The sequence below is a fragment of the Ruegeria sp. P8 genome (assembly GCF_056534665.1).
In genome coordinates this window covers 12,933-33,181 of the sequence record NZ_JBQERC010000023.1, presented here as the reverse complement: position 1 = coordinate 33,181, position 20,249 = coordinate 12,933, and the positions used below count along the sequence as shown (strand labels likewise).

At 58.8% G+C, this 20,249-nt stretch carries 22 protein-coding genes and 1 riboswitch; of the genes, 10 read left to right on the top strand and 12 right to left on the bottom strand.

Features of this window, described 5'->3' with window-relative positions; translation table 11 throughout:
* Positions 1 to 258: 258 nt before the first annotated feature.
* Complete coding sequence (locus tag ACR0BZ_RS18230; RefSeq protein ID WP_480477495.1) at positions 259 to 621, top strand: cupin domain-containing protein; 363 nt, start codon at positions 259 to 261, stop codon at positions 619 to 621.
* A gap of 32 nt (positions 622 to 653) precedes the next feature.
* Here the strand turns inward: ACR0BZ_RS18230 and ACR0BZ_RS18225 are convergent, their stop codons facing one another.
* The 6 genes from ACR0BZ_RS18225 to ACR0BZ_RS18200 form a co-directional block, all read right to left on the bottom strand.
* Positions 654 to 1,586 carry a hypothetical protein gene (locus ACR0BZ_RS18225; RefSeq protein ID WP_480912095.1) on the bottom strand — a complete coding sequence of 311 codons (933 nt, stop codon included), beginning with the start codon at positions 1,584 to 1,586 and terminating at the stop codon, positions 654 to 656.
* Between the two features lie 7 nt (positions 1,587 to 1,593).
* The gene (locus tag ACR0BZ_RS18220; RefSeq protein ID WP_480489259.1) at positions 1,594 to 2,907 is read right to left on the bottom strand and encodes a TRAP transporter large permease; all 1,314 of its coding nucleotides are present in this window, start codon (positions 2,905 to 2,907) and stop codon (positions 1,594 to 1,596) included.
* A 4-nt stretch (positions 2,908 to 2,911) separates the two neighbouring features.
* Positions 2,912 to 3,445 carry a TRAP transporter small permease gene (locus ACR0BZ_RS18215; RefSeq protein WP_267365461.1) on the bottom strand — a complete coding sequence of 178 codons (534 nt, stop codon included), beginning with the start codon at positions 3,443 to 3,445 and terminating at the stop codon, positions 2,912 to 2,914.
* A gap of 70 nt (positions 3,446 to 3,515) precedes the next feature.
* Positions 3,516 to 4,493 (bottom strand): TRAP transporter substrate-binding protein, encoded by a 978-nt coding sequence (locus ACR0BZ_RS18210; RefSeq protein ID WP_480484889.1) that lies wholly within the window; start codon positions 4,491 to 4,493, stop codon positions 3,516 to 3,518.
* A 54-nt stretch (positions 4,494 to 4,547) separates the two neighbouring features.
* Positions 4,548 to 5,798, bottom strand: a complete 1,251-nt coding sequence (locus tag ACR0BZ_RS18205; protein ID WP_480920942.1) for an NAD(P)/FAD-dependent oxidoreductase — start codon at positions 5,796 to 5,798, stop codon at positions 4,548 to 4,550.
* Complete coding sequence (locus ACR0BZ_RS18200) at positions 5,795 to 6,928, bottom strand: enolase C-terminal domain-like protein (RefSeq protein WP_480920941.1); 1,134 nt, start codon at positions 6,926 to 6,928, stop codon at positions 5,795 to 5,797. Before ACR0BZ_RS18200 ends, ACR0BZ_RS18205 begins: the two co-directional genes overlap by 4 nt.
* A 97-nt stretch (positions 6,929 to 7,025) precedes the next feature.
* On the opposite strand from ACR0BZ_RS18200, the gene ACR0BZ_RS18195 reads away from it, so the two are divergent.
* Positions 7,026 to 7,946 (top strand): LysR family transcriptional regulator, encoded by a 921-nt coding sequence (locus ACR0BZ_RS18195; RefSeq protein ID WP_480920940.1) that lies wholly within the window; start codon positions 7,026 to 7,028, stop codon positions 7,944 to 7,946.
* On the opposite strand, the gene ACR0BZ_RS18190 is transcribed toward ACR0BZ_RS18195, so the two are convergent.
* Complete coding sequence (locus ACR0BZ_RS18190; protein ID WP_480920939.1) at positions 7,907 to 9,601, bottom strand: thiamine pyrophosphate-binding protein; 1,695 nt, start codon at positions 9,599 to 9,601, stop codon at positions 7,907 to 7,909. The two genes, ACR0BZ_RS18195 and ACR0BZ_RS18190, sit on opposite strands and share 40 nt — an antisense overlap.
* 111 nt (positions 9,602 to 9,712) lie before the next feature.
* Between ACR0BZ_RS18190 and ACR0BZ_RS18185 the strand changes: the two genes are divergently transcribed.
* Positions 9,713 to 10,417 (top strand): GntR family transcriptional regulator, encoded by a 705-nt coding sequence (locus ACR0BZ_RS18185; protein WP_480920938.1) that lies wholly within the window; start codon positions 9,713 to 9,715, stop codon positions 10,415 to 10,417.
* On the top strand, positions 10,414 to 11,124 hold the full coding sequence (locus ACR0BZ_RS18180; protein ID WP_480920937.1) for an aspartate/glutamate racemase family protein: 711 nt from the start codon (positions 10,414 to 10,416) through the stop codon (positions 11,122 to 11,124). Before ACR0BZ_RS18185 ends, ACR0BZ_RS18180 begins: the two co-directional genes overlap by 4 nt.
* A gap of 40 nt (positions 11,125 to 11,164) precedes the next feature.
* Here the strand turns inward: ACR0BZ_RS18180 and ACR0BZ_RS18175 are convergent, their stop codons facing one another.
* The 4 genes from ACR0BZ_RS18175 to ACR0BZ_RS18160 form a co-directional block, all read right to left on the bottom strand.
* Complete coding sequence (locus ACR0BZ_RS18175) at positions 11,165 to 11,800, bottom strand: nucleoside/nucleotide kinase family protein (protein ID WP_480920936.1); 636 nt, start codon at positions 11,798 to 11,800, stop codon at positions 11,165 to 11,167.
* Positions 11,797 to 12,573 (bottom strand): ATP-binding cassette domain-containing protein, encoded by a 777-nt coding sequence (locus tag ACR0BZ_RS18170; protein ID WP_480484881.1) that lies wholly within the window; start codon positions 12,571 to 12,573, stop codon positions 11,797 to 11,799. The genes ACR0BZ_RS18175 and ACR0BZ_RS18170 overlap by 4 nt, the downstream gene beginning before the upstream one ends.
* Positions 12,573 to 13,646 (bottom strand): ABC transporter permease, encoded by a 1,074-nt coding sequence (locus ACR0BZ_RS18165; RefSeq protein WP_209508213.1) that lies wholly within the window; start codon positions 13,644 to 13,646, stop codon positions 12,573 to 12,575. The genes ACR0BZ_RS18170 and ACR0BZ_RS18165 overlap by 1 nt, the downstream gene beginning before the upstream one ends.
* A 107-nt stretch (positions 13,647 to 13,753) precedes the next feature.
* On the bottom strand, positions 13,754 to 14,773 hold the full coding sequence (locus ACR0BZ_RS18160; protein WP_480920935.1) for a substrate-binding domain-containing protein: 1,020 nt from the start codon (positions 14,771 to 14,773) through the stop codon (positions 13,754 to 13,756).
* A gap of 174 nt (positions 14,774 to 14,947) precedes the next feature.
* Here ACR0BZ_RS18160 and ACR0BZ_RS18155 point away from each other — a divergent pair, with 174 nt between their 5' ends.
* From ACR0BZ_RS18155 to ACR0BZ_RS18130, 6 genes are all read left to right on the top strand, one after another.
* Positions 14,948 to 16,153 carry an ROK family transcriptional regulator gene (locus ACR0BZ_RS18155; RefSeq protein WP_480920934.1) on the top strand — a complete coding sequence of 402 codons (1,206 nt, stop codon included), beginning with the start codon at positions 14,948 to 14,950 and terminating at the stop codon, positions 16,151 to 16,153.
* Positions 16,154 to 16,273: 120 nt separating this feature from the next.
* Positions 16,274 to 16,472, top strand: a riboswitch (cobalamin riboswitch).
* 132 nt (positions 16,473 to 16,604) lie between these two features.
* Entirely contained in the window at positions 16,605 to 17,390 is a 786-nt protein-coding gene (locus ACR0BZ_RS18150) for a DUF4198 domain-containing protein (RefSeq protein ID WP_480833519.1), read from the top strand.
* 6 nt (positions 17,391 to 17,396) lie between these two features.
* Positions 17,397 to 18,008 (top strand): cobalt transporter CbiM, encoded by a 612-nt coding sequence (gene cbiM / locus ACR0BZ_RS18145; RefSeq protein ID WP_480920933.1) that lies wholly within the window; start codon positions 17,397 to 17,399, stop codon positions 18,006 to 18,008.
* Positions 18,005 to 18,568 carry a cobalt ABC transporter permease gene (locus ACR0BZ_RS18140; protein ID WP_480920932.1) on the top strand — a complete coding sequence of 188 codons (564 nt, stop codon included), beginning with the start codon at positions 18,005 to 18,007 and terminating at the stop codon, positions 18,566 to 18,568. The genes cbiM and ACR0BZ_RS18140 overlap by 4 nt, the downstream gene beginning before the upstream one ends.
* Positions 18,568 to 19,347, top strand: coding sequence for a cobalt ECF transporter T component CbiQ (gene cbiQ, locus ACR0BZ_RS18135; RefSeq protein ID WP_480920931.1), 780 nt, complete (start codon positions 18,568 to 18,570; stop codon positions 19,345 to 19,347). The genes ACR0BZ_RS18140 and cbiQ overlap by 1 nt, the downstream gene beginning before the upstream one ends.
* Entirely contained in the window at positions 19,344 to 19,994 is a 651-nt protein-coding gene (locus ACR0BZ_RS18130; RefSeq protein WP_480920930.1) for an energy-coupling factor ABC transporter ATP-binding protein, read from the top strand. Before cbiQ ends, ACR0BZ_RS18130 begins: the two co-directional genes overlap by 4 nt.
* Positions 19,995 to 20,010: 16 nt before the next feature.
* Here the strand turns inward: ACR0BZ_RS18130 and ACR0BZ_RS18125 are convergent, their stop codons facing one another.
* A complete protein-coding gene (locus ACR0BZ_RS18125; RefSeq protein WP_480484874.1) occupies positions 20,011 to 20,226 on the bottom strand; it encodes a hypothetical protein in 216 nt (71 codons plus the stop codon).
* Between the last annotated feature and the right edge of the window lie 23 nt (positions 20,227 to 20,249).

Genomic DNA, 20,249 nt, shown 5'->3' with positions numbered 1-20,249 from the left:
GACGCAATGAAAAAACCCGTCGCCGTCGCCGGCATCAGCGCCGATGACATGAAGGCGCAGGGCGCATAACCCCAGGACGAGGCCGGAGCACTTGACCCTGACACCCGTCGAGCTGTTGCGGCAAAACGCTCCGGCCACCCGTCCCATAATCGCCCTTAGCGAAGGCAACGACCCCCGCATCACCAAGGGAGCCCTCAACGCGCAGACGGGAGGGTCGTGCTGCTTTGAAACACACGCTCAGCAGGAAGGTATTATGTCATGACACCCCAGGTCCTCAATCTCTTCGGTGCGCCCGCAACAAGCAGCGAACGGCGCCTGGCCGATCTTCCGGACCGCGTTGTCGAAGGCGATCCGCATCACCAGATCGGGGTGCATTTTACCAGTCCGGACGGCAAGTTGTCTGCGGGCACATGGACCTCGACGCCCGGAAAATGGCATGCGTTCACGGACAAGGACGAATATTGCTATATTGTCAAAGGCCATTGCGCTTTGATCCACGAAGACGGCAACCGTCAGGATTTTCGCGACGGGGCGAGTTTTCTGATCCCGAATGGGTTTCGCGGCTATTGGGAAGTCATCGAGGAAACGACGAAGCACTTTGTGATCCGGGATTGCACCTAAGACCCACTAGGTGATCTGAAGCGCAGAAGCCGTTACGCGGGAAGGTGGTTCTTGCCATAAAGGCGTCGCATGATCATGGGCGTAAGGTACATTGGGATCTGATACGCGCCGATGAAGGCCATGATCGGGGCGGTGACATCGGGTGGCAGGGCGACAAAGAATATGGCGATGTTCCGGTTTCCCGCGATGATCGATATCGCGGTTGATTTGTCTGCGGGCAGCCGGTTTCGGCTCAGGTGAAATGCAACGGCTTGTGCCCCGAAATTGGCCAGACAGGCGAGCGCGATCCAGAAGGTTGCAATGGCTGGGTTGTTCAGGGCCGTGGCGCTGACCGAAGGCATCAGCCCGATGACAAAGACGGCCAAGGTAAGTGTCGCCAATCCCTCCAAATTCAGCAGCGTCGCGGGTGAGGGTGCGCGCAGAACTGTGCGCCGGGTGACGATGGCAGCCCCGGTTGCAAGTACGATGGTCAGCAACAATTGCAACCCGGCCTGCAAGACAGATTGAATATCCCCCAGTTCGGGCATGAGCAGAAATACGGGCAATGCGGTCAGCGGCAACAGGGCTGTACCCACTACCATCAGCCGCATCGCGTGTTCAGGCGGATGGCCCATCATCAGGCACATATTGGGACTGCCTGAAATGGACGGGGCCGCCGCCATGATCAGCAGGGACAAAAGGACAGGCGTTCCAGTCCATCCGCCCGCGAACCCGATGGCCAGCACGATCAGCGGCATCACGAATTGAAACCCGATGACTGTGAATGCAACTTTCTGCAGATCACTCAGCGACCCGAGAATGGTTTCCGGGTTCATCCTGAGGACCGTGACGAACAGCAATAACACGACCAGAGGTGGCAGCAGGTTTCGCATCGGCTCGGCCAGAGACGGGAGCAGAAGGCCAGCTGCCAGCCCGGCGATCAGAACATGAGGGCCATGGCGCGCCGCCAGATGAAGCGGGTTCAAGGCCGTTCTACCCGCCCGGGCTTTGGCGCAGATTTTCCGGCAGCCAGGTCGCCAGATCCGGGAACCAGATGAGGATGAAAACCATCAATACCATGATCAGGAACATCGGGATCGCGGCGCGTGCGATATAGCTCATTTCGTGGTTTGTCATGCCCTGCATCACGAACAGATTGAACCCGATTGGCGGTGTGATTTGCGCCATCTCGACAACAACCACGATGAAGATGCCGAACCAGATCAGGTCGATCCCGGCGTCACGGATCATCGGTTCAACCACGGCCATGGTCAGCACGACCGAAGAAATCCCGTCCAGAAAGCATCCCAGAATGATGTAGAACACCAGCAAGACCATCAGCAGTTCGAACCGTGTCAGGTCCCATCCGGCGATCAGGTCGGCCAGTCCGCGTGGGAGGCCGGTAAACCCCATCGACAGCGACAAAAAGGCCGCCCCCGCAAGGATCAGGGCGATCATCGCACTGGTGCGCGTGGCCCCCATCAGACTTTCGGTAAAGGTCTTCCAGGTCAGCGACCCCTGACCGGCGGCCAGCAAAAGCCCCCCGATCACGCCGAAAGCGGCGGCTTCGGTCGCGGTGGCATAGCCTAGATACATCGACCCGATGACAACGGTGATCAGCAGGATCACAGGCAGCAGAAAGCGTGAGTTTTTGACTTTCTCGGAAAAGCTCAGCTTGCTTTCGTCATTCGGGTTCCAGTCCTTTCCCAGCTTGGAATACAGCGCGACATAGCCCATGAACATCGCCGCAAGAACAAGGCCGGGGAGGATGCCGGCAAAGAACAGCTTGGTGATCGATTCATTGATCGTCACCCCGTACACGATCAGGGTCAGCGAGGGCGGGATCATCAGCCCCAATGTCGCAGCCCCGGTCAATGTACCGATGATCATCCGCTCGGGGTAATTGCGTTTGCGCAACTCGGGGATCGACATCTTTCCGACGGTCGTCAGGGTTGCCGCAGACGACCCCGAGACAGCTGCAAAGACAGTGCATCCAACGATATTCGTATGCACCAGACCACCCGGCAGGGGGGCCATCCAGGGCGACAGCCCCTTGAACATGTCCTCGGACAATCGCGTTCGGTACAGGATCTCGCCCATCCAGATGAACATCGGCAGGGCGGTCAGGGTCCACGAGGACGATGCCGACCAGATGGTCGTGATCATGACGTCGCCCACGGGGCGTGTCGTGAACAGCTCCATCCCGACCCACGCAACACCCATCAGGGCCAGTCCGACCCACACACCGGTGCCCAACAGGGTAAAAAGCACAAAGAGGAAGAGGATGATAACGGCCAGATTTTCCATGCGCTTACTCTCCGTGGCTCTGATCGGCCAGATCGCGGACGATCCGATGTTCACCGCGGAAAAGGACATGGATCAGGTGATCCGTCAGGGCGATGGCAAGGATCACGGCACCGATCAGCATCGCGGATTGAGGGATCCAAAGGGCGGTTCTATCCTGCCCCTGGCTGACATCGTTGAATTTCCAGCTCCAGTAGACAAAGCGATAGGCATACCAACAGAAATACCACATAACAGCCGTGCCAATGGCAAAACACCAAACCTCAAGAACGCGCCGCACCCCGTCCGGCACTGCGTTCAGCAGGATCGATACACGGATGTGACTGCCCCGGTTCAGCGCGTTGGCAAAAGCCAGAAAAGAGGCGGCAGCCATCGCATAACCGGCATAGTCCGGTGCGCCGGGAAACACTTCGCCGGTCCAGCGGGCCAGCATCTGCACCACGATCAGCAGCAATATGGCAATCAGGCTGAGCGCCGCCAGAACCCCTGCCGCCAGATAAATGAAATCCAATACGGACCGAAGCCCTCGCAAAACCGCCATGCCGTCCCCGCTGTGTTCTGATTGGATATGAAACGGGCGCCAGGATATGCTGCCGCCCGCTCCGAAAGGATTACTGCGACGAATTGAAGGCGTCGACGATGGCCTTGCCTTCGTCCCCAGCGGCCTCCAGCCACTCATTGGTCATGGTCACGCCAATCTCTTTCAATTCCTGCACCATCTGATCCGATGCCGGGCCGACGGTCATGCCGCCATCCCGCAGGCCTTGCAACGTAAAGCCGGTGTATTCCTTGGCGCGCCAGTTCCCGGCATATTCCGCCAGTTCCGCACAGCCTTTGATGACGTTCTTGTTGGCATCGGACACACCAGACCAGACGTCGGAATTGACCATCACGTAGTTGCGCGGCAGCCAGGCGTCGACCTCGTAGAAATAGTTCAGGCTTTCCCAAACCTTGCGGTCATATCCGGTCGAACCCGACGATATCATTGAATCCGCGACCCCGGTTGCAAAAGCCTGGCTGATTTCAGCCGCTTCGATGGTGACCGGCAGCATCCCGGTCAACTCGGCCAGCCGCGAAGTGGCGTTGTTGTACGAGCGGAACTTGATACCCTTCATCTCGGCGACCGAGTTCACCTCGTTTTTGAAATAAAGACCCTGCGGCGGCCACGGCACTGCATAAAGCAGTGTCAGGTTTTGTTCGGCCAGCAGGCTTTCGATCGAAGGTTTGGCTGCTTCCCAAAGCTTGGCGCTGTCGTCGAATGAAGTTGCAAGAAACGGGATGGAATCAAACCCGAACAATGCGTTTTCGTTCTGATGACCTGACAGCAGCCGCTCACCGATCGGGGCTTGTCCGGTCTGGATCGCGCGTTTGATGTCGGCGCCCTTGAACAGCGATCCGGACGGGTGCGTGACGATTTCAATCTCACCACCGGTGCCGGTGGTGACGCATTTGGCAAATTCCGCGCCCGTGGCCGAGTGGAAGTTTGACGCCGAATAGGCCATCGGCATGTCCCATTTCTCGGCCATGGCGGGTGCAGCAGCGGTGGCAGTCAGCGCAGTTGCTGCCAGAAGGTTCGTCAGTTTCTTCATCATTCTTCTCCCTGTTGAATTTGGAAACACCGGCGTTTTACACCGGTTTGTTTGTTATTTTGCGTATCGTGACGGCGCGTAGACGCTCATGTCGACATTTGGCGTTCTGCCCGCAATCATCTGCGCCAGAAGGCGCCCGGTTTTTGGCCCGCCTGTCAGGCCGATATGGTGATGCCCAAAGCCCATATAGGCCCCTTTGATACCGGGCACATCGCCAATGACCGGGATCGAGTCAGCCGGGGCGGGCCTGTGCCCCATCCATTCCACTTCCTCCTTCCATGTCACGCCCGGGAACGCCACCCGGGCATTTTTGCGCATCAACTCGAATGGTGCGCGCGAGGGCGGCGCATCCAGCCCTCCGAACTCGACAATGCCCGCCAGGCGAATGCGCCCATCCATCGGTGTCGCAACGAACTTGCCCGAAACAACCATAACCGGGCTGCGCGGCATCGCGGAAGGCTCTACCAATTCAAGATGATAACCACGTTCGCTTTCAAGAGGAACAGAAACTCCCAAGCGCTTTGCCAATGGGCCCGACCAGATCCCGGCCGTCACGACGGCTGCGTCACAAGCAATTGTCTCGCCACCGGCCCGAACACCGGTGACATGTCCGTTTTCCCGAACCACATCTTCGACATTTGCGCGTATGAAGCGACCTCCGTTCGCCTCAACATGCGCGGCAAGGTCTTTCACGTACCGGCCGGGGTCGGTGATGTGGCCATGATCCGAAAGCCGGGCGGCAAATCCGATGCCCTGACTGTAAACCGGGTCATATTCATGGAAGGCGTGACCTTCCAATTCGTCCCACTGAAACCCGTTCCTGCGCCGGATATCCCAACCAAAGGCATCTTCCTCAAAATGTGCGCGATCCCTGTAAAGAAACAGGTAATCTGACGGAACCAGCCACTTTTCCGCCCCCGTTCCGGCCGCCAGCGCCTTGTGGTCATTCAGACTGTCGCCAACGATGGATGTCAGTGCAGCGGCGATCCTCTCGACGTCGGCGGCGTTTGCATGTCTGAGGTATTTCCAAAGCCACGGAAGAAGCTTTGGTAAATACCCCCATTTCAGGAACAACGGTTGCGAGGGGCTCAGCAGCATCTTCGGTGCTTTTCCCAATAATCCGGGGACTGTTACCGGTACGATAGAACACGAGGCCAATACCCCGCCATTCCCGTGCGAGGTACCTTCGGCAGGGCCTGCCTTGTCGATCAGGATCACATTGTGACCATCCCGCTGCAGCCAAACCGCAGTCGAAACGCCGACAATTCCGGCCCCTATGATGGCTATGGTTTTCTTTTCCGTCATTCTGTCACCGCCTTGGCAACCGCATAATGATTCAGTTTGGTCAGATCGGGTCTGCCGCCAAGTCCGGGGCCTTGAGGCACGCAAACCTGACCGTCCTTGACCTGAAATGGCTGCTCCAGAATGTCCTCTTTCAGGAAATAGGACGCCTGATAAAACTCACAGCCCAGAGAGATTTCCGGTGTCGCGGCAATCATGTGCGTGCCCGCCAAATGGGCCAGGCCAGCCTCGAACATGTCACCTCCATAGGCCGTCAGGCCATGGGCCGCAGCGATGCGCGCAACCGTCTGCCCGCGGGTCAGGCCGCCTGACTTCATGATCTTCACCGAAACCCCGTCGCAGATCCCTTCGCTGGCCGCGCGCTCCATGTCTTCGGGGCCAAAGACGCTTTCGTCGGCCAGTAGCGGAACATCCGTCATCTGCCGCAGCTTTGCCATCATGCCAAACTGATGGGCGCGGACAGGTTGTTCAATGAAATCCGGTTTGAACTGAGCGACGTCCCGCACCTGCGATGGCGCATCATCAATGCTGAGCCCTTGATTATAGTCCACGCGGACCGAGAGCTCCGGGTCGTTCTGGGCAAGGTACTCCAGCCGCATGATGTCGAAGGCGTGATCCTTGAACCCGGTCTTGAGTTTGACAATCCGAACACCATCCTCACGCAGGCGTGCCAATAGTTCGATGTCCTGGGCAAAGTCGGGGTTTGCGATGGAACAACTCAGCGGAATGCTGTCGCGGAAGCGACCACCCAACAAGGACCAGACCGGAACATTGCTGATCCGGCCTGCCAAATCCAACAGCGCGGTTTCCAGCGCCGCCTTGGCTTCGGTGCAATGTGCCACGGCGTAAGCCGCACGTGCCATGATTGCGGCCCGATCCCCAACGCATGCCCCAAGAACGTGAGGGCGCAGATAACGGTCCAGCGCGGCAAAACTCGCTTCGGGTGTTCCGGTGAATACCGACCAGGGCGATGCCTCGCCATACCCTTGGGTGCCGTCTTCGGATGTCAGGCGCAGGATGACGACTTCGCAAACGCCTTCAACCGATCCGATGCCGTGATCCCGGCGGGATGTGACCGGCAGTTCAAGATGCCACAGGTCATAACCGATGATTTTCTGTGCCAGATTGCTCATTTCGCCCCCTGTCGATGGGGAAAGCCTGCCTTGACCGGGCTATCATTTCAAATACTATATTTTCGTAAGTTCATCAGAAAAAGTGATGTGAAAATCGTTGTCCCTGCGCTTTCGCCAACTTCAGGCCTTTCATGCCATCATGGAAACGGGAACCGTGACCGGCGCGGCCTCGGTTCTTGGGATATCGCAACCCGGCATCAGCAACCTTCTGGCACAGCTTGAACGCGAGGCGCGTCTGCCTCTGTTTGAACGGACAAAAGGCCGATTGCTGCCAACACCTGAGGCCGAGATGCTATTTCGCGAGGTTGACACGGTCGTGCGTGGGCTGGACCACGTGGCGCAGGCCGTAACCGATCTGCAGAACAAACATCCCGGACAGTTGCAGGTTGCCGCGCCGCACCTGTTGTCTTTTGGTTTCATGCCCCGCGAGATCGCGCGGTTTGCCAAAACGCGCCCGAACCTGTCTGTCAGCTTTCAGTCGCAATATTCATCCAAGATTCAGGAATGGGTCATCTCGGGCCTGTTTGAAATCGGTATTGTCGAGATGCCCATTCTGCATGACACACTGAACCATCAGGAGTTTCAGTTTGAAACGCTCGCGACTTTTCCTGAGGGCAGTCCCTTGGCCGAGCACGACGTTCTGACGCCAGAGATATTGGAAAACGAACCCTTCATCGTAATGGGGCCGGAACATCAGACCCATCGCCGGACCCGCGACATCTTTCAGACATCCGGTCACACATGGCGCACCCAGATACACACCCATCTTTCCGAAAACCTGCTGAGCTTTGTAAAACAGGGTATGGGGGTCGCGATGATCGACCCCTTTACCGTGACCTTTGACGACGAGAGCGGGTATCTGACCCGCCCATTTGCGCCGCCAGTCATGCTGGATCTTGCGATCATCACGGCCAAGGGCCGCCCTCTGTCCACAATTGCGCAGGAATTTCTGGCCCATTTGACCCCGTCAATTGCCTCTTACGCGACCCATTCCGAAACCGGTGCGGCTGCTTCGTGAAGCGGTTGTGAATGAATGTCGACAAGTGTTGGGCCGTCGTGCTCAATCGCCTGTTTCAGCACACGCGTCAGATCCTCGGGGTCTTTGACGGTCCAGGATTTGACGCCAAAGGCGGCCGCAACAGCGGCGTGGTCCGTCCGGTTGAAATCAACATTGTAATAGCGCTGACCAAATCCCGCATTCTGGCCAGCCTTGATCCATCCGAAGACCGAGTTCGAGAAGACGATCGAAGTGATTGGCATATTGTGCCGGACTATCGTTTCAAACTCGCCGCAGGTGAACCCGAACGAGCCATCGCCCATGACCGACAGGGTTTTAACCGATGGCCGCCCGACATGTGCCCCCATGGCCGCGCCCAGCGAATACCCCAGCGCTCCATGTGCCCGGTTGGTGATGAAATGGCGCCCCGGTTTCCGCCAGCGGTAATATGCGCTGAAATAGGGGCAGGGGGTGCCGGGGTCGGCGACGACAATCGCGTCGTCATCCAGAATATCCATCAAGGACGCCATGACAGCCTCGGGCCGGATCGGCGTCTCGCGACTTGCGGCCAGCGGGGCGAACGCGGTCCTCTTGGCCTCCCAGGCGGCGCGGGCTTTGGCTGCTCCGCCTTGGCTGGTCAGGTCCTGCCGGTCTTCCAACGCCTGCGCCAAAGCCTCCAGCGCCAGACGGGCATCGGCGCAGATCGCCACTTCGGTCTGGTAATTAGCGCCGATCACCATCGGATCGCTGTCGATATGGATGATCGTGGTGCTGCGTCCGGGGCTTCGCCACCGTTCCGTTGTAACCGAACCGGCGCGGCAGCCAATGAACAAAACGACATCGGCCTGATCCACGACGGCGCGGGTTGCCGGGATGCCCCCGTTCGACCCGACAACGCCCAGGGCAAGCGGGTCGGTCTCGGCAATGGACCCCTGACCCGACACGGTCGTGGCCACGGGCATGTCCAGCAGGCCTGCAACCCGGCGCAGCGCATCGGTCGCCCGGGACAAGACCGGCCCGCCACCACAGACCGCAACCGCGGATTTGGCCCCTGCAAGAATGGCTGCCGCTGCTTCAATGGCGTCCGGGTCAGGTGCGGCCCGTTCAGCGGGATAGCTGCGGTGCCTGTCATCCGCCCAGATTTCAGCCTCGTCTACCTGCCCCTTCTGCGTGTCAAACGGCAGCGCCAGATGCGTCGCACCGGGCGTGCCGGTCGTCATCGCCCTGAAGGCGGCCCGAACCATGGCCGGAAGCCGCGCTGCGTCGTCGAGGGATGTGTTCCATTTGGCCAGAGGCCGGAACAGCGCAGGCTGATCCAGTTCGGTCAACGGGTATTTACCGCGGCTGGTCGTCGCCACATCCGACGTGATTGCCAATATCGGAACCGAGCTTTCGTTGGCCTCGACCACTCCGGGCAAGATATAGGTCGCACCACCACCGGACGGGCCCTCGCACACGCCGGGCTTGCCGGTGACGCGGGCATAGCCATCCGCCATATAGGCCGCGTGCCTCTCGTCCCGTGTCAGAATGTGCTGAATGCTGTGATCCATCCGGGCAAGGGCATCATAAAAGGGTAAAGTGGTATCGCCGCACAGACCAAACATATGCGTCACACCATGCGCTTCGAGCATACGCACCATAGCTTCGGCTCCGGTCAGAAAATTTGTCCCTGTCATGGTCGCGAGTCCCTTGTGTCAGATCTGTACTCAGGTCTGTATACAGTTTTGTATATTGAATTCAAGCTCAACGTGTGGCACCTGTGATTCAAACGAAGAAGGGCAGGGGTAATGGCGGGTCCGCGCGTCGATGATATCTATGATCAGGTCAAGGCGATGGCGGTTTCGTTTCGCCTGCGCCCCGGCGACCGCCTGAACGAAGTGGCGTTGTCCAGGGATCTGGGCGTCAGCCGCACCCCGCTGCGCGAGGCGTTGAACCGTCTGGTTGCCGAACGGCTTTTCGACTTCCGCCCCGGACAAGGCTTTTTCTGCCGCCCGCTGGACGCGCAAAGCGTGTTCGACCTGTTCGAACTGCGCCAGATCATCGAAACAGCGGCGGCGCGTGCGGCCTGTGCCAAGGCATCGGACGAAGACCTGCAGCTGTTGCGGGATGAGCTTTACGCAACGGGCATCGACATCACCGGTCTGACTGTCGAAGAAGCCGTCAACCGGGATGAGGCGTTTCATTTGGGTATCGCGAAGCTGTCGGGGAATATGGAACTGTTGCAAACCCTGACGCGGATCAACGACCGTATCCGCTATATCCGTTGGATTTCCATGAGCCTGGACCGCGTGCAACGCTCAAAGGACGAACACAAACGCGTCATGCAGGCTTTGATGGACCGGAACGCGGATGAGGCGGCACGGGTTCTGGGTGCACATATCTCCAAGCGTATGGATCAGGTGCAGGATGCCGTGCGTCACGGGATTTCGAACATCTACATGGAAGGGTCGGACGATATTTCGACCCGTATCATCGAGGAGGTTGAGGGATGATCGCGCAGGGCGGAAAATCCATCTACGGCGCGTCTGTCGGCATTCTGATGCTGGATGCCCGCTTTCCCCGCATTCCCGGCGATATGGGCAACGCGCGGACCTGGCCCTTTCCGGTTCACTACCGCATTGTGCGTGATGCCTCGCCGGATCGGGTGGTCCGGCACAAAGCCGAAGGCATGCTCGACGTGTTCGTCGACGCGGCGCAGGAGCTTGTCAAAGATGGTGTGGACGGGATTACCACCAATTGCGGGTTTCTGTCGCTGTTCCAAAAAGAGCTGGCCCAGGCGGTCCCGGTTCCGGTGGCCACATCGTCCCTGATGCAGGTTGAAATGGTCAACCGCATCCTGCCGGCGGGAAAACGCGCCGGGGTTCTGACCATATCAGCCTCCACTCTGACCCAAGATCACTTGCTGGCCGCCAATGTTCCATTGGACACGCCTATCGGCACAACCGAAGGCGGGGCGGAGTTCACCCGCGCAATCCTTGGAAATGAGCTTGGTCTTGATGTGGAATTGGCCCGCAAGGACAATGTCGAAGCCGCAATGGCCCTGACATCGGAACACACCGATCTTGGCGCGATCGTGCTGGAATGCACGAATATGTGCCCCTACGCGCCCGATATTCAGCGCGCCACAGGGCTGCCCGTGTTTTCTATCGTGTCTTTCGTGAAGTGGTTTCAGGCCGGTCTTGTTCCGCCCACCTACTAGACAGGTGACACGGGCGCTCTGACTGACCCGCCCTAAGATGTCACAGGTTCAGGTCGCCTTGTACCGAGTTCCGGATCACCCGCTCGGCATTCGGAATGTCGTTTGAAAGCGCCCGCTCTCTTGCGGCCTGTTTGTCCAGCCCAAACCCAACCCAACGGTCGGTGAGCCGGGATTCCAGTGTTGCCAGATCGACGCCCAGAAACACCTTGAGCGCCCATAGGGGATGAAGGCCCACCCAGCCCGGTTCATCCAGCAAAAGGTAATTGCCTTCAACCAGAACGACCCGCTGATCAGGCGAGATCATTGATCGGGCAGCGATTGCCAGATCAAGCTTTCGGTCGAAGCCCGGAATTGCAACTTCATCTTCGGTGCGCAAACGCACAAGCAAGGCATGAAACCCGGCAAGATCGAAGGTTTCCGGCGCGCCCTTGCGGGCGAAAAGCCCGCGTTCCTTCAGGATCGCGTTGTCAAAGTGAAAACCGTCCATTGGCACAAGCCCTGCTGACACGCCGCGCCGGTTCAGCTTGGCCGTGGCAAGGCTGGCAACGGTGCTTTTCCCGGATCCGGGCGGGCCCGCAATCGCGACAAGTTGCCGGTGTCGGGCCGGCGGCAGCGCCTCAACGGCGTCGACGATGCTGTCGGCCAGAACGTCAGGGGCTGTGCCGCCACCGGTCATGCAGCCTGATCCTCGGGCGGTGCGTCCTTGGCCCCGGTCATGAATGCTACGGCGTCGGACATCGAATAGTCCTTGGGGTCAATCACACACAGGCGTTTTCCCAGCCTGTGCACGTGAATCCGGTCTGCGACTTCGAAAACATGAGGCATGTTGTGGCTGATCAGGATGATCGGAATGCCGCGTGATTTCACATCCTGGATCAGTTCAAGGACTCTGCGGCTTTCCTTTACGCCCAGTGCTGCTGTCGGTTCGTCCAGAATGATGACCTTGGATCCGAATGCCGCCGCGCGTGCCACGGCAACGCCCTGGCGCTGTCCACCCGACAGGGTTTCGACGGCCTGATTGATATTCTGGATGGTCATCAGACCCAGTTCGCTCAGCTTTTCGCGGGCGAACTTTTCCATTGCCGGACGGTCTAGCATTCGAAGCCATGATCCCAATGGCCCCTTTCGCCGAATTTCCCGCCCCATGAACATATTGTCCGCAATCGACAGGGCAGGGGACATGGCAAGCGTCTGGTAGACGGTTTCAATACCGGCTTCACGCGCGTCGATCGGGGAATGGAAATTCACCTTTTGACCTTCCAGCCAAACATCGCCTTCGTCTGGCGTCACTGCGCCGGACACTGCCTTGATCAGCGTCGACTTACCCGCGCCATTGTCGCCGATCACCGCCAGAATCTCACCCGGCATCAGGTCAAAATCGCAGTGATCCAGCGCAGTCACCTTGCCGTAGCGTTTCACAAGGTTCCGTCCTTTGAGAATGGGTTCCATCAGGCTGCTACCTTTCTGATCCACTGGTCGACCGCGACCGCTGCGATGATAAGGATGCCGATCAGCAGGAACGTCCATTGTGCATCTGCGCCCAGCAACCGCAGCCCAAGCGTAAAGACGCCCACGATCAGGGCACCGAACAGGGACCCCAGAATAGACCCGCGGCCGCCAAACAGAGATATCCCCCCGATCACGACCGCCGTGATGCTTTCGATATTGGCCAGCTGGCCCGAGGTTGGCGAAACCGACCCGATCCGGCCAATCAGGGCCCAGCCCGCAAAGGCGCAGATCAGCCCGGACAGCATGTACACGGATATCAGCGTACGGTGCACGTTGACACCAGACAGTTCTGCCGCTTCGGGGTCATCCCCGACGGCATAGACATGCCTGCCCCAGGCCGTGTGCCGCAACGCGTATGCAAGGACGAGGATCAGCGCCAGCATGAAGACAACACCAACGGTAAACACCGCCCCGCCCACGTTAAACTTGGCACCAAACAGTTGCAGGATGGCGGCGTGTTCCTCGATCTCCTGCGACCGGATCGTTTCGTTTTGTGAATAAAGGAAATTCGCCGCAAGAACGATCTGCCACATGCCAAGGGTGACGATGAATGGCGGCAGCTTGATGCGACTGACCAGAAACCCGTTCAAAGCCCCGATTGCCGAGCCAACAGCAAGGCCGCACACAATCGCAACCGAAGGTGGCATTCCATAGCGGAAAGTGAATTGCCCCATCACAACCGACGACATCACCATGATGGCCCCAACACTCAGGTCGATGCCTGCGGTCAGGATCACAAGACTCTGCGCCGCGGCCACGATCCCGACGATCTGAACCTGTTGGAGGATCAATGTCAGCGCAAAGGGCGAAAAGAACTTGGGGCCCAGCAAGACACCAAAGATGACGATGGCAGCGACAAGGACAATCAGCGGGACCAGCGACGGGTTCACATGCAGAAAATGCTGAACAGTTCCGACAAATCCGCGTTGGTGATCGTCAAATTCGGCAACTTGCTCTGGGCTGCCCTTTGCGGCGGTTTCGAAATCGTCGGCTTGTCGTGAAGAATCGGACATGGAACTTCCCCCAAAGCGTCAGGTTTATGACGACTTTAGCAAGGTTTCGGGCGTGTGGGTGGTTTTGATAAGTGGAAGGCCGCGCTGCGGCCTTCCACACGTTCAGCTTAACCCCAGCAGAGGTCCATGCCTTCCTGAACCGAGATGGACTCGACGCCGTCGGCGGCCTTATCCGTCACAAGCGCCACGCCAGTGTCAAAAAAGTCCTTACCGGGTGTGTTCTCGGGTTTCGTCCCTTCGTCCGCCCATTTCTTGACAGCCTCAACACCCAGCGATGCCATCAGCAGCGGGTATTGCTGGGATGTTGCGCCGATGACCCCGTCCGCCACGTTCTGCACGCCGGGGCAACCGCCATCGACGGAAACGATCAACACGTCATTTTCGCGTCCGATAGCCTTGAGCGCCTCGTAAGCGCCCGCTGCCGCCGGTTCGTTGATGGTATGCACCACGTTGATCGTCGGGTCTTTGGCCAGCAGGTTCTCCATCGCGCGGCGGCCGCCTTCTTCGTTGCCAGCGGTGACATCGCTGCCAACAAGACGCGGGTCGTTTTCATCGCCAATCACGTTCGGATCGGCCAGATCAACACCGAACCCCTGCAGGAACCCCTGATTGCGAAGCACGTCCACAGTGGGCTGGCTGACCGCAAGGTCCAACGTGGCGATTTTGGCGTCGTTTGCCGCATCTCCCAGAGTGGCTTTTGCCCATTGTCCGATCAGAAGCCCCGCAAGGAAATTGTCGGTGGCAAAGGTCGCGTCGGCCGAGTCGATAGGCTCAAGCGGGGTGTCCAGCGCAATCACCAGCAGCCCGGCATCGCGGGCCTGCTGCACCGCCGGAACGATGGACGACGTATCCGACGCGGTCAGCAGGATACCCTTTGCGCCATCCAGAATGCAGGTTTCAATGGCCTGAACCTGAGTTTCGTGGTCGCCGTCGACTTTGCCGGCAAAGGCCTTCAGCGTCATGCCAAGCTCTTCGGCTTTAGCTGTGGCACCCTCTCTCATTTTAACAAAGAAAGGGTTGGTATCCGTCTTGGTGATCAGGCAAACGGTTTCACCTTCGGCCATTGCACTGCTTGCCATGGCCGTAACCGCCAGCGCCGTGGCGCCTGCAAGTTTCGCAAGTTTCATCGGTAGTCCTCCCAGTTTTCCCAATGCCCGTCCGGGCATACGTCTGATCGGGCGAAATCCGGCCCGATCGAACATGAAAACCATCACAAGATTCGAATTTTGAGTCAATAAATAAATCACTCTTATTTATTATTGACAGAAAGGAAGGGTTTCAACATTGTCGTCACGAAGGGGATGGCCGTGTCTGCAAACAACTCTTTGGACAATACCGCTGGCGTACGCGAGCCAGACATGCGCGGCACCAATCAAAGCGGAATGCGGGCCCGAAATGAACGGCTTGTCCTGTCACTGGTCCGGCGCCATCAGGCCCTTGCAAAATCTGAAATCGCGCGCATGACCGGGCTGTCGGCACAGACGGTTTCGGTCATCATGCGCCAGTTGGAAACCGATGGGCTGCTTCTGCGGGGTGAACCGATCCGGGGAAAAGTCGGGCAGCCCTCGGTTCCCATGCGCCTGAATCCGGATGGCGCGTATTTCTTCGGGCTCAAAGTCGGGCGGCGAAGTACCGAGCTGGTGCTGACGGATTTCCTTGGCAATGTCAGGCAACGCGAACGGCGGACTTATGATTTTCCGACGCCCGAGGCGACACTGAGCTTTTCCAAGGAAAGCCTCGACAAAGTGATGACGTCGCTGTCGCCCGAAGCGCGCAGCCGGATCGCGGGTCTTGGGATTGCGATGCCGTTCTACCTTTGGGACTGGGCACAGACATTGCAGGTTCCGCAGGAGAAAATGGATCCGTGGCGTGACGCGGACTTAAAAGGCGCGCTGGCCGCAAGCTATGACTTGCCGGTGTTCTTGCAGAACGACGCAACGGCCGCCTGCGGTGCCGAGCTGGTCTTTGGCCCGGCGGAAGGCCCACGAGATTTCCTGTATTTTTATGTGGGCTTCTTCATTGGGGGCGGGGTGGTTCTGAACGGCTCGATCTTTTCGGGGCGGGGAAACGCCGGTGCGCTTGGGCCATTGCCCGTGCCGGACGGCGCAGGCGGAGTGAAACCGTTGATAGATGTCGCCAGTCTTTATGTGCTGGAGCGCGTGACAGGTGAGAATGCCGCGACACCCGGTTCAATCTGGGAAACGACACAGCATTGGGACGTACCGGAATCCCACCTTGAGAACTGGCTGAAACAAGCGGCGCACGGGATCGCCCATGCCACAGTCTCGTCTTGCAGCCTGATCGACTTCGAATGTGTCAAGATTGATGGCTGGATGCCTGCTGATATCAAGGCGCGGCTGGTGGAACTGGTTGAGGTCGAACTATCCGACCTGAACCTGACCGGGCTTGAACGGCCTTTGGTGCTGGCGGGGACGGCAGGCCCGGATGCCCGCTCATTGGGGGCGGCCAGTTTGCCATTGTCGGAAAGATACCTGCTCGAAGGGTAGGTTCATTCCCGAAAACCCCGACCTTTATCCAAAGCGGATCCGCCGGAAAAAGGGCATTGCCCGCTAAACTTTTTGATAGCCAGCGCAAATGATCGTTGACGGATGCCGAAGAAGTCTGGCAAGCCGCTCGGCATGTTCGGTTCCGGGGCGTGCTCTGGAATCAAAAGGGAATGCGGTGCGGGCTTTGGCCCAATTCCGCAACTGCACCCGCAACTGTAAGCGGCGAGCAGGGCTGAAGTGCCACTGGAGTTAATCCGGGAAGGCCAGCCCAACGCTTTGACCCGCAAGTCAGGATACCTGCCGGACATGTGCCTTTGACAAGGGCACTCCTAATCGGCGACGGGATGTGCGTCGGAGCAGGATGCTTGAAAAAGCAGCTTAGCTTGGACATCCCCGCAGTCAAAACGCATCTCGTACCGGGATTGGTACGATGGGACAAGGACGACTATTGATGACCAAGCTGCTTTCCGCAGCCGCTGTGGCGATAGCGCTTCCAGCGATGGCAAATGCTCATTTCCTGCTGGAATACACCGCTGAAACCATGATCGACGCACCGGGGAATGTTCCGGTCAAGCTGATCTTTTGGCATCCGTTCTCGAACGGGCATGTCATGGATCTGGACAAGCCGCAGGAATTCTACGTGATCCACAACGGTCAGAAAACCGATCTGCTGGATACCCTGGAACCCGTACGTTTCACCGGTGGCGAAAACGAAGGCGCGGCATTCAAGGGTTATGTTCCCGTCAAACGGTCGGGCGACTATGTGCTGGTGACAGTTCCCCAGCCCTATTATGAGGAATCCGAGGATATCTATATCCAGCAGATCGCCAAGGCATTCCTGAACCGCAACGAACTGCCGACCGACTGGATGAACCCGGTGGGCCTGCCGGTTGAGATCATCCCGCTCAACAAACCAACCAACATCATCGCGGGTTCGACGTTTACAGGTCGGGTTATGGCCGAAGGCCAACCGGTTGTGGGTGCCGAGATCGAGATCGAGTACATGGCCGCAGAACCAGACATGGAAAGCGCGGCCGCCTCGGCCCCGACCGTCTCGCCGATGCCGGGTGGTGCATTGGTCGCAACTTCGGATGATAACGGGTATTTCACGTTTGGCGTTCCAAAAGCCGGATATTGGGGATTTGCGGCGCTCGGTGCCGGTCCTGTGACCGAACACAACGGCAAAGAACTCAGCCAGGACGCGGTCATCTGGATCCGCGCCTGGGATTTGGAGTAACCGTAGATGCACATCGTTGACGGAGCCTTGTCCAACCCGGTCGTGATCGGCGGAGCCGTCGCTGCAGCGGGTGGGATTGCCATGGGCCTCAGGTCGCTGAATCTTGATCGCATTCCAACAGCGGGGGTGCTGTCTGCCAGCTTTTTCGTGGCATCGCTGATCCATGTGCCGATTGGCCCTTCGTCAGTGCATCTGATCCTCAACGGAATGGCCGGGCTTTTGTTGGGCTGGGCCGCATTCCCGGCCCTGTTCGTCGGGCTTTTGCTGCAAGCCGTCTTCTTTGGCTTTGGCGGGTTGACGGTATTGGGGATCAACACCCTGAACATCGCGTTGCCCGCGGTTTTGGCCGGGCTGATCTTTGGCCGCCTGATCGCCCATGGCTCACCTCTGCAAGGTGCGATATGGGGCGGGGTCGGCGGTGCCTTTGCCATCGCCGCCACAACCGGCATGGTTGCGTTTTCACTGGCCTTGTCCGGGGATGCATTCCTGCCAGCGGCCAAGCTTGTTTTCTTTGCGCATATTCCTGTCATGGCGATCGAGGCGATCCTGACCGGGTTCGCGGTTTTGCTGGCGCGCAAGGTCAAGCCCGAGCTGTTTGTCAAAGGAGCGGTCGCGTGAGGTACCTGGCGATCATTCTGGCGCTGTGCTGCGCACCCGTACCTGCCTTGGCGCATAAGGTCATCGCCGGAGTGTTTGAATCCGGTGACGCCATCGAAGGCGAAATCGGCTTTTCCAACGGTGACATGGCAAGCGGGGCCGAGGTCATCGTCAACGGCCCGGACGGAGCCGAGCTGGGCCGTATCGTAACAGATGCAGACGGGTTCTTTATCTACACGCCAAACGCGCCGGTGGCCCATACTTTCTTTGCAAACCTTGGTGCCGGGCATGTGGCCGAGGTCACCATGCCCGCTGCGGATGTCGCCCGGATCATGGGCGTTGAAGCGGAACCCGACACCGCGCCGACAAACGCACCTGCCCAGACAGCGGCGGTGCTCAGCGATGAACAACAACAGGTCATTGCCAGGGCCGTGCGGGATGAGCTGCGCCCGCTGCGTCGGGAAATAGCGGCTTACCGCGAACAAAATGACCTGCAAACTGTTCTGGGTGGGATCGGATATATCGTCGGTCTGTTTGGTCTGGGCTTTTACTTTGCGGCACGCCGCAAGCTGGCGGCCTGATGGCGCACGTTCTGGGGCAACAGGAAAACACGCTGGCCAAAGCGGGCGCGCAGCGGCGCGGCGCGATCAACCCGCTTGATCCAAGGATGCGGATCGTCATGGCGGTTGTCTTCGCGGTGGTGACTGTGGCGGTGTCCTCGCTGACAGCACTGTGCGGGGCTCTGGCGGTGTCCCTTTCGCTTCTTGCCGCGTCGCGTCTGCCCTGGCGGAAAACGTTGAAACGCATGGCCATGATGGATGGGTTCATCCTTTTCATGCTGGTGCTGTTGCCATTCTCCATGCCCGGCGACCCGATGTTTACGCTCTGGGGGTTTCCTGCAAGCTGGCAGGGTTTCTGGAAAGCGGTCGAGATCGCCCTGACGGCCAACGCGGTCATCCTGTCCCTTATGGTGCTGGTCGGCACGATGGAGCCGGTTACGCTTGGCCACGCCTTGCACCGCCTACGCTGCCCCGAAAAGCTGGTTCACCTTCTGATGTTCACCATCCGCTATATCGAGGTTCTGCGGGAAGAATACCTGCGCCTGCGCGCGGCTATGAAAGTGCGCGGCTTTCGCCCGGCAACAAACTGGCACACCTATCGTAGTTTTGGCTATCTCGTGGGCATGATGCTGGTGCGCGCGATCGAAAGATCCGAACGCATACTTGATGCGATGAAATGCCGGGGGTTTTCAGGCCGTATGCTGCTGCTTCAGGACTTTGCCCTGACCCGAAGGGACATCGTTTTTGCCGCAGGTCTTGGTGCCCTTTGCGCGGGTCTGATCATACTGGATTTGGCATGACACTGATTGCGCTTGAAGATATCTGCTTTGCCTACCCTGGTCAGCCACCCGTTCTGGACGGTGCCAGCCTCAGCCTGTCCGCCGGTCAACGCCTGTCGCTGACGGGTCCGAACGGGGCGGGAAAATCGACCTTGCTGCGCATCACGCTTGGCTTGCAGCGCCCACGGTCCGGCACGGTCACGATCTTTGGTCAGCAAAGGGTGCAAGAGGCCGATTTTCATGACGTACGCCGCCGGGTGGGCCTTGTGTTTCAGGATGCGGATGATCAACTGTTCTGCCCGACCGTCGCCGAGGATATCGCCTTTGGCCCGCTCAACCTGGGCAGAACACGCGACGAAGCGCTAGCCATCGTAGAAAACGTGTTGGGTGATCTGGACCTGATGCATCTGAAGAACCGCATCACCCACAAGTTGTCAGGGGGTGAAAAACGGCTGGTTACGCTGGCGACCGTTCTGGCGATGGAGCCCGAGGTTCTGCTGCTTGATGAACCCACCAACGCGCTGGACCCACGAAACGAGGCCCGGCTGCTGGAAATCCTCCGGGAATTGCCGCAAGCGATCCTTCTTGTCAGCCATTCCCCGGCCTTCCGTGCTGAACTGGCACCGGATGCGCTGGATTTGCGAGACGGAAAACTGGTTGCTGTCTGACAGGACCAATCCGGGTTCAGCCCTGCCGCTTCCGGCTCATAAGCCCATATCTGACCGCCCATGCCCGAAACGACAGACGTCTGCGCCGGTCCTGTTTCACCGGGTGTTTTGATTGCGCGCCACCTTTTCGGTTGAACTCGAAAACGTCGATGATGCGCTCGGCGCAACCGCAGGCTTCGCCCATGCCAACTTTGGCAAAGTAGAATTTTTCGAAACGTTCCGGGTTTTGCATAGCGCCCCTCCTGTTCAAGCGTA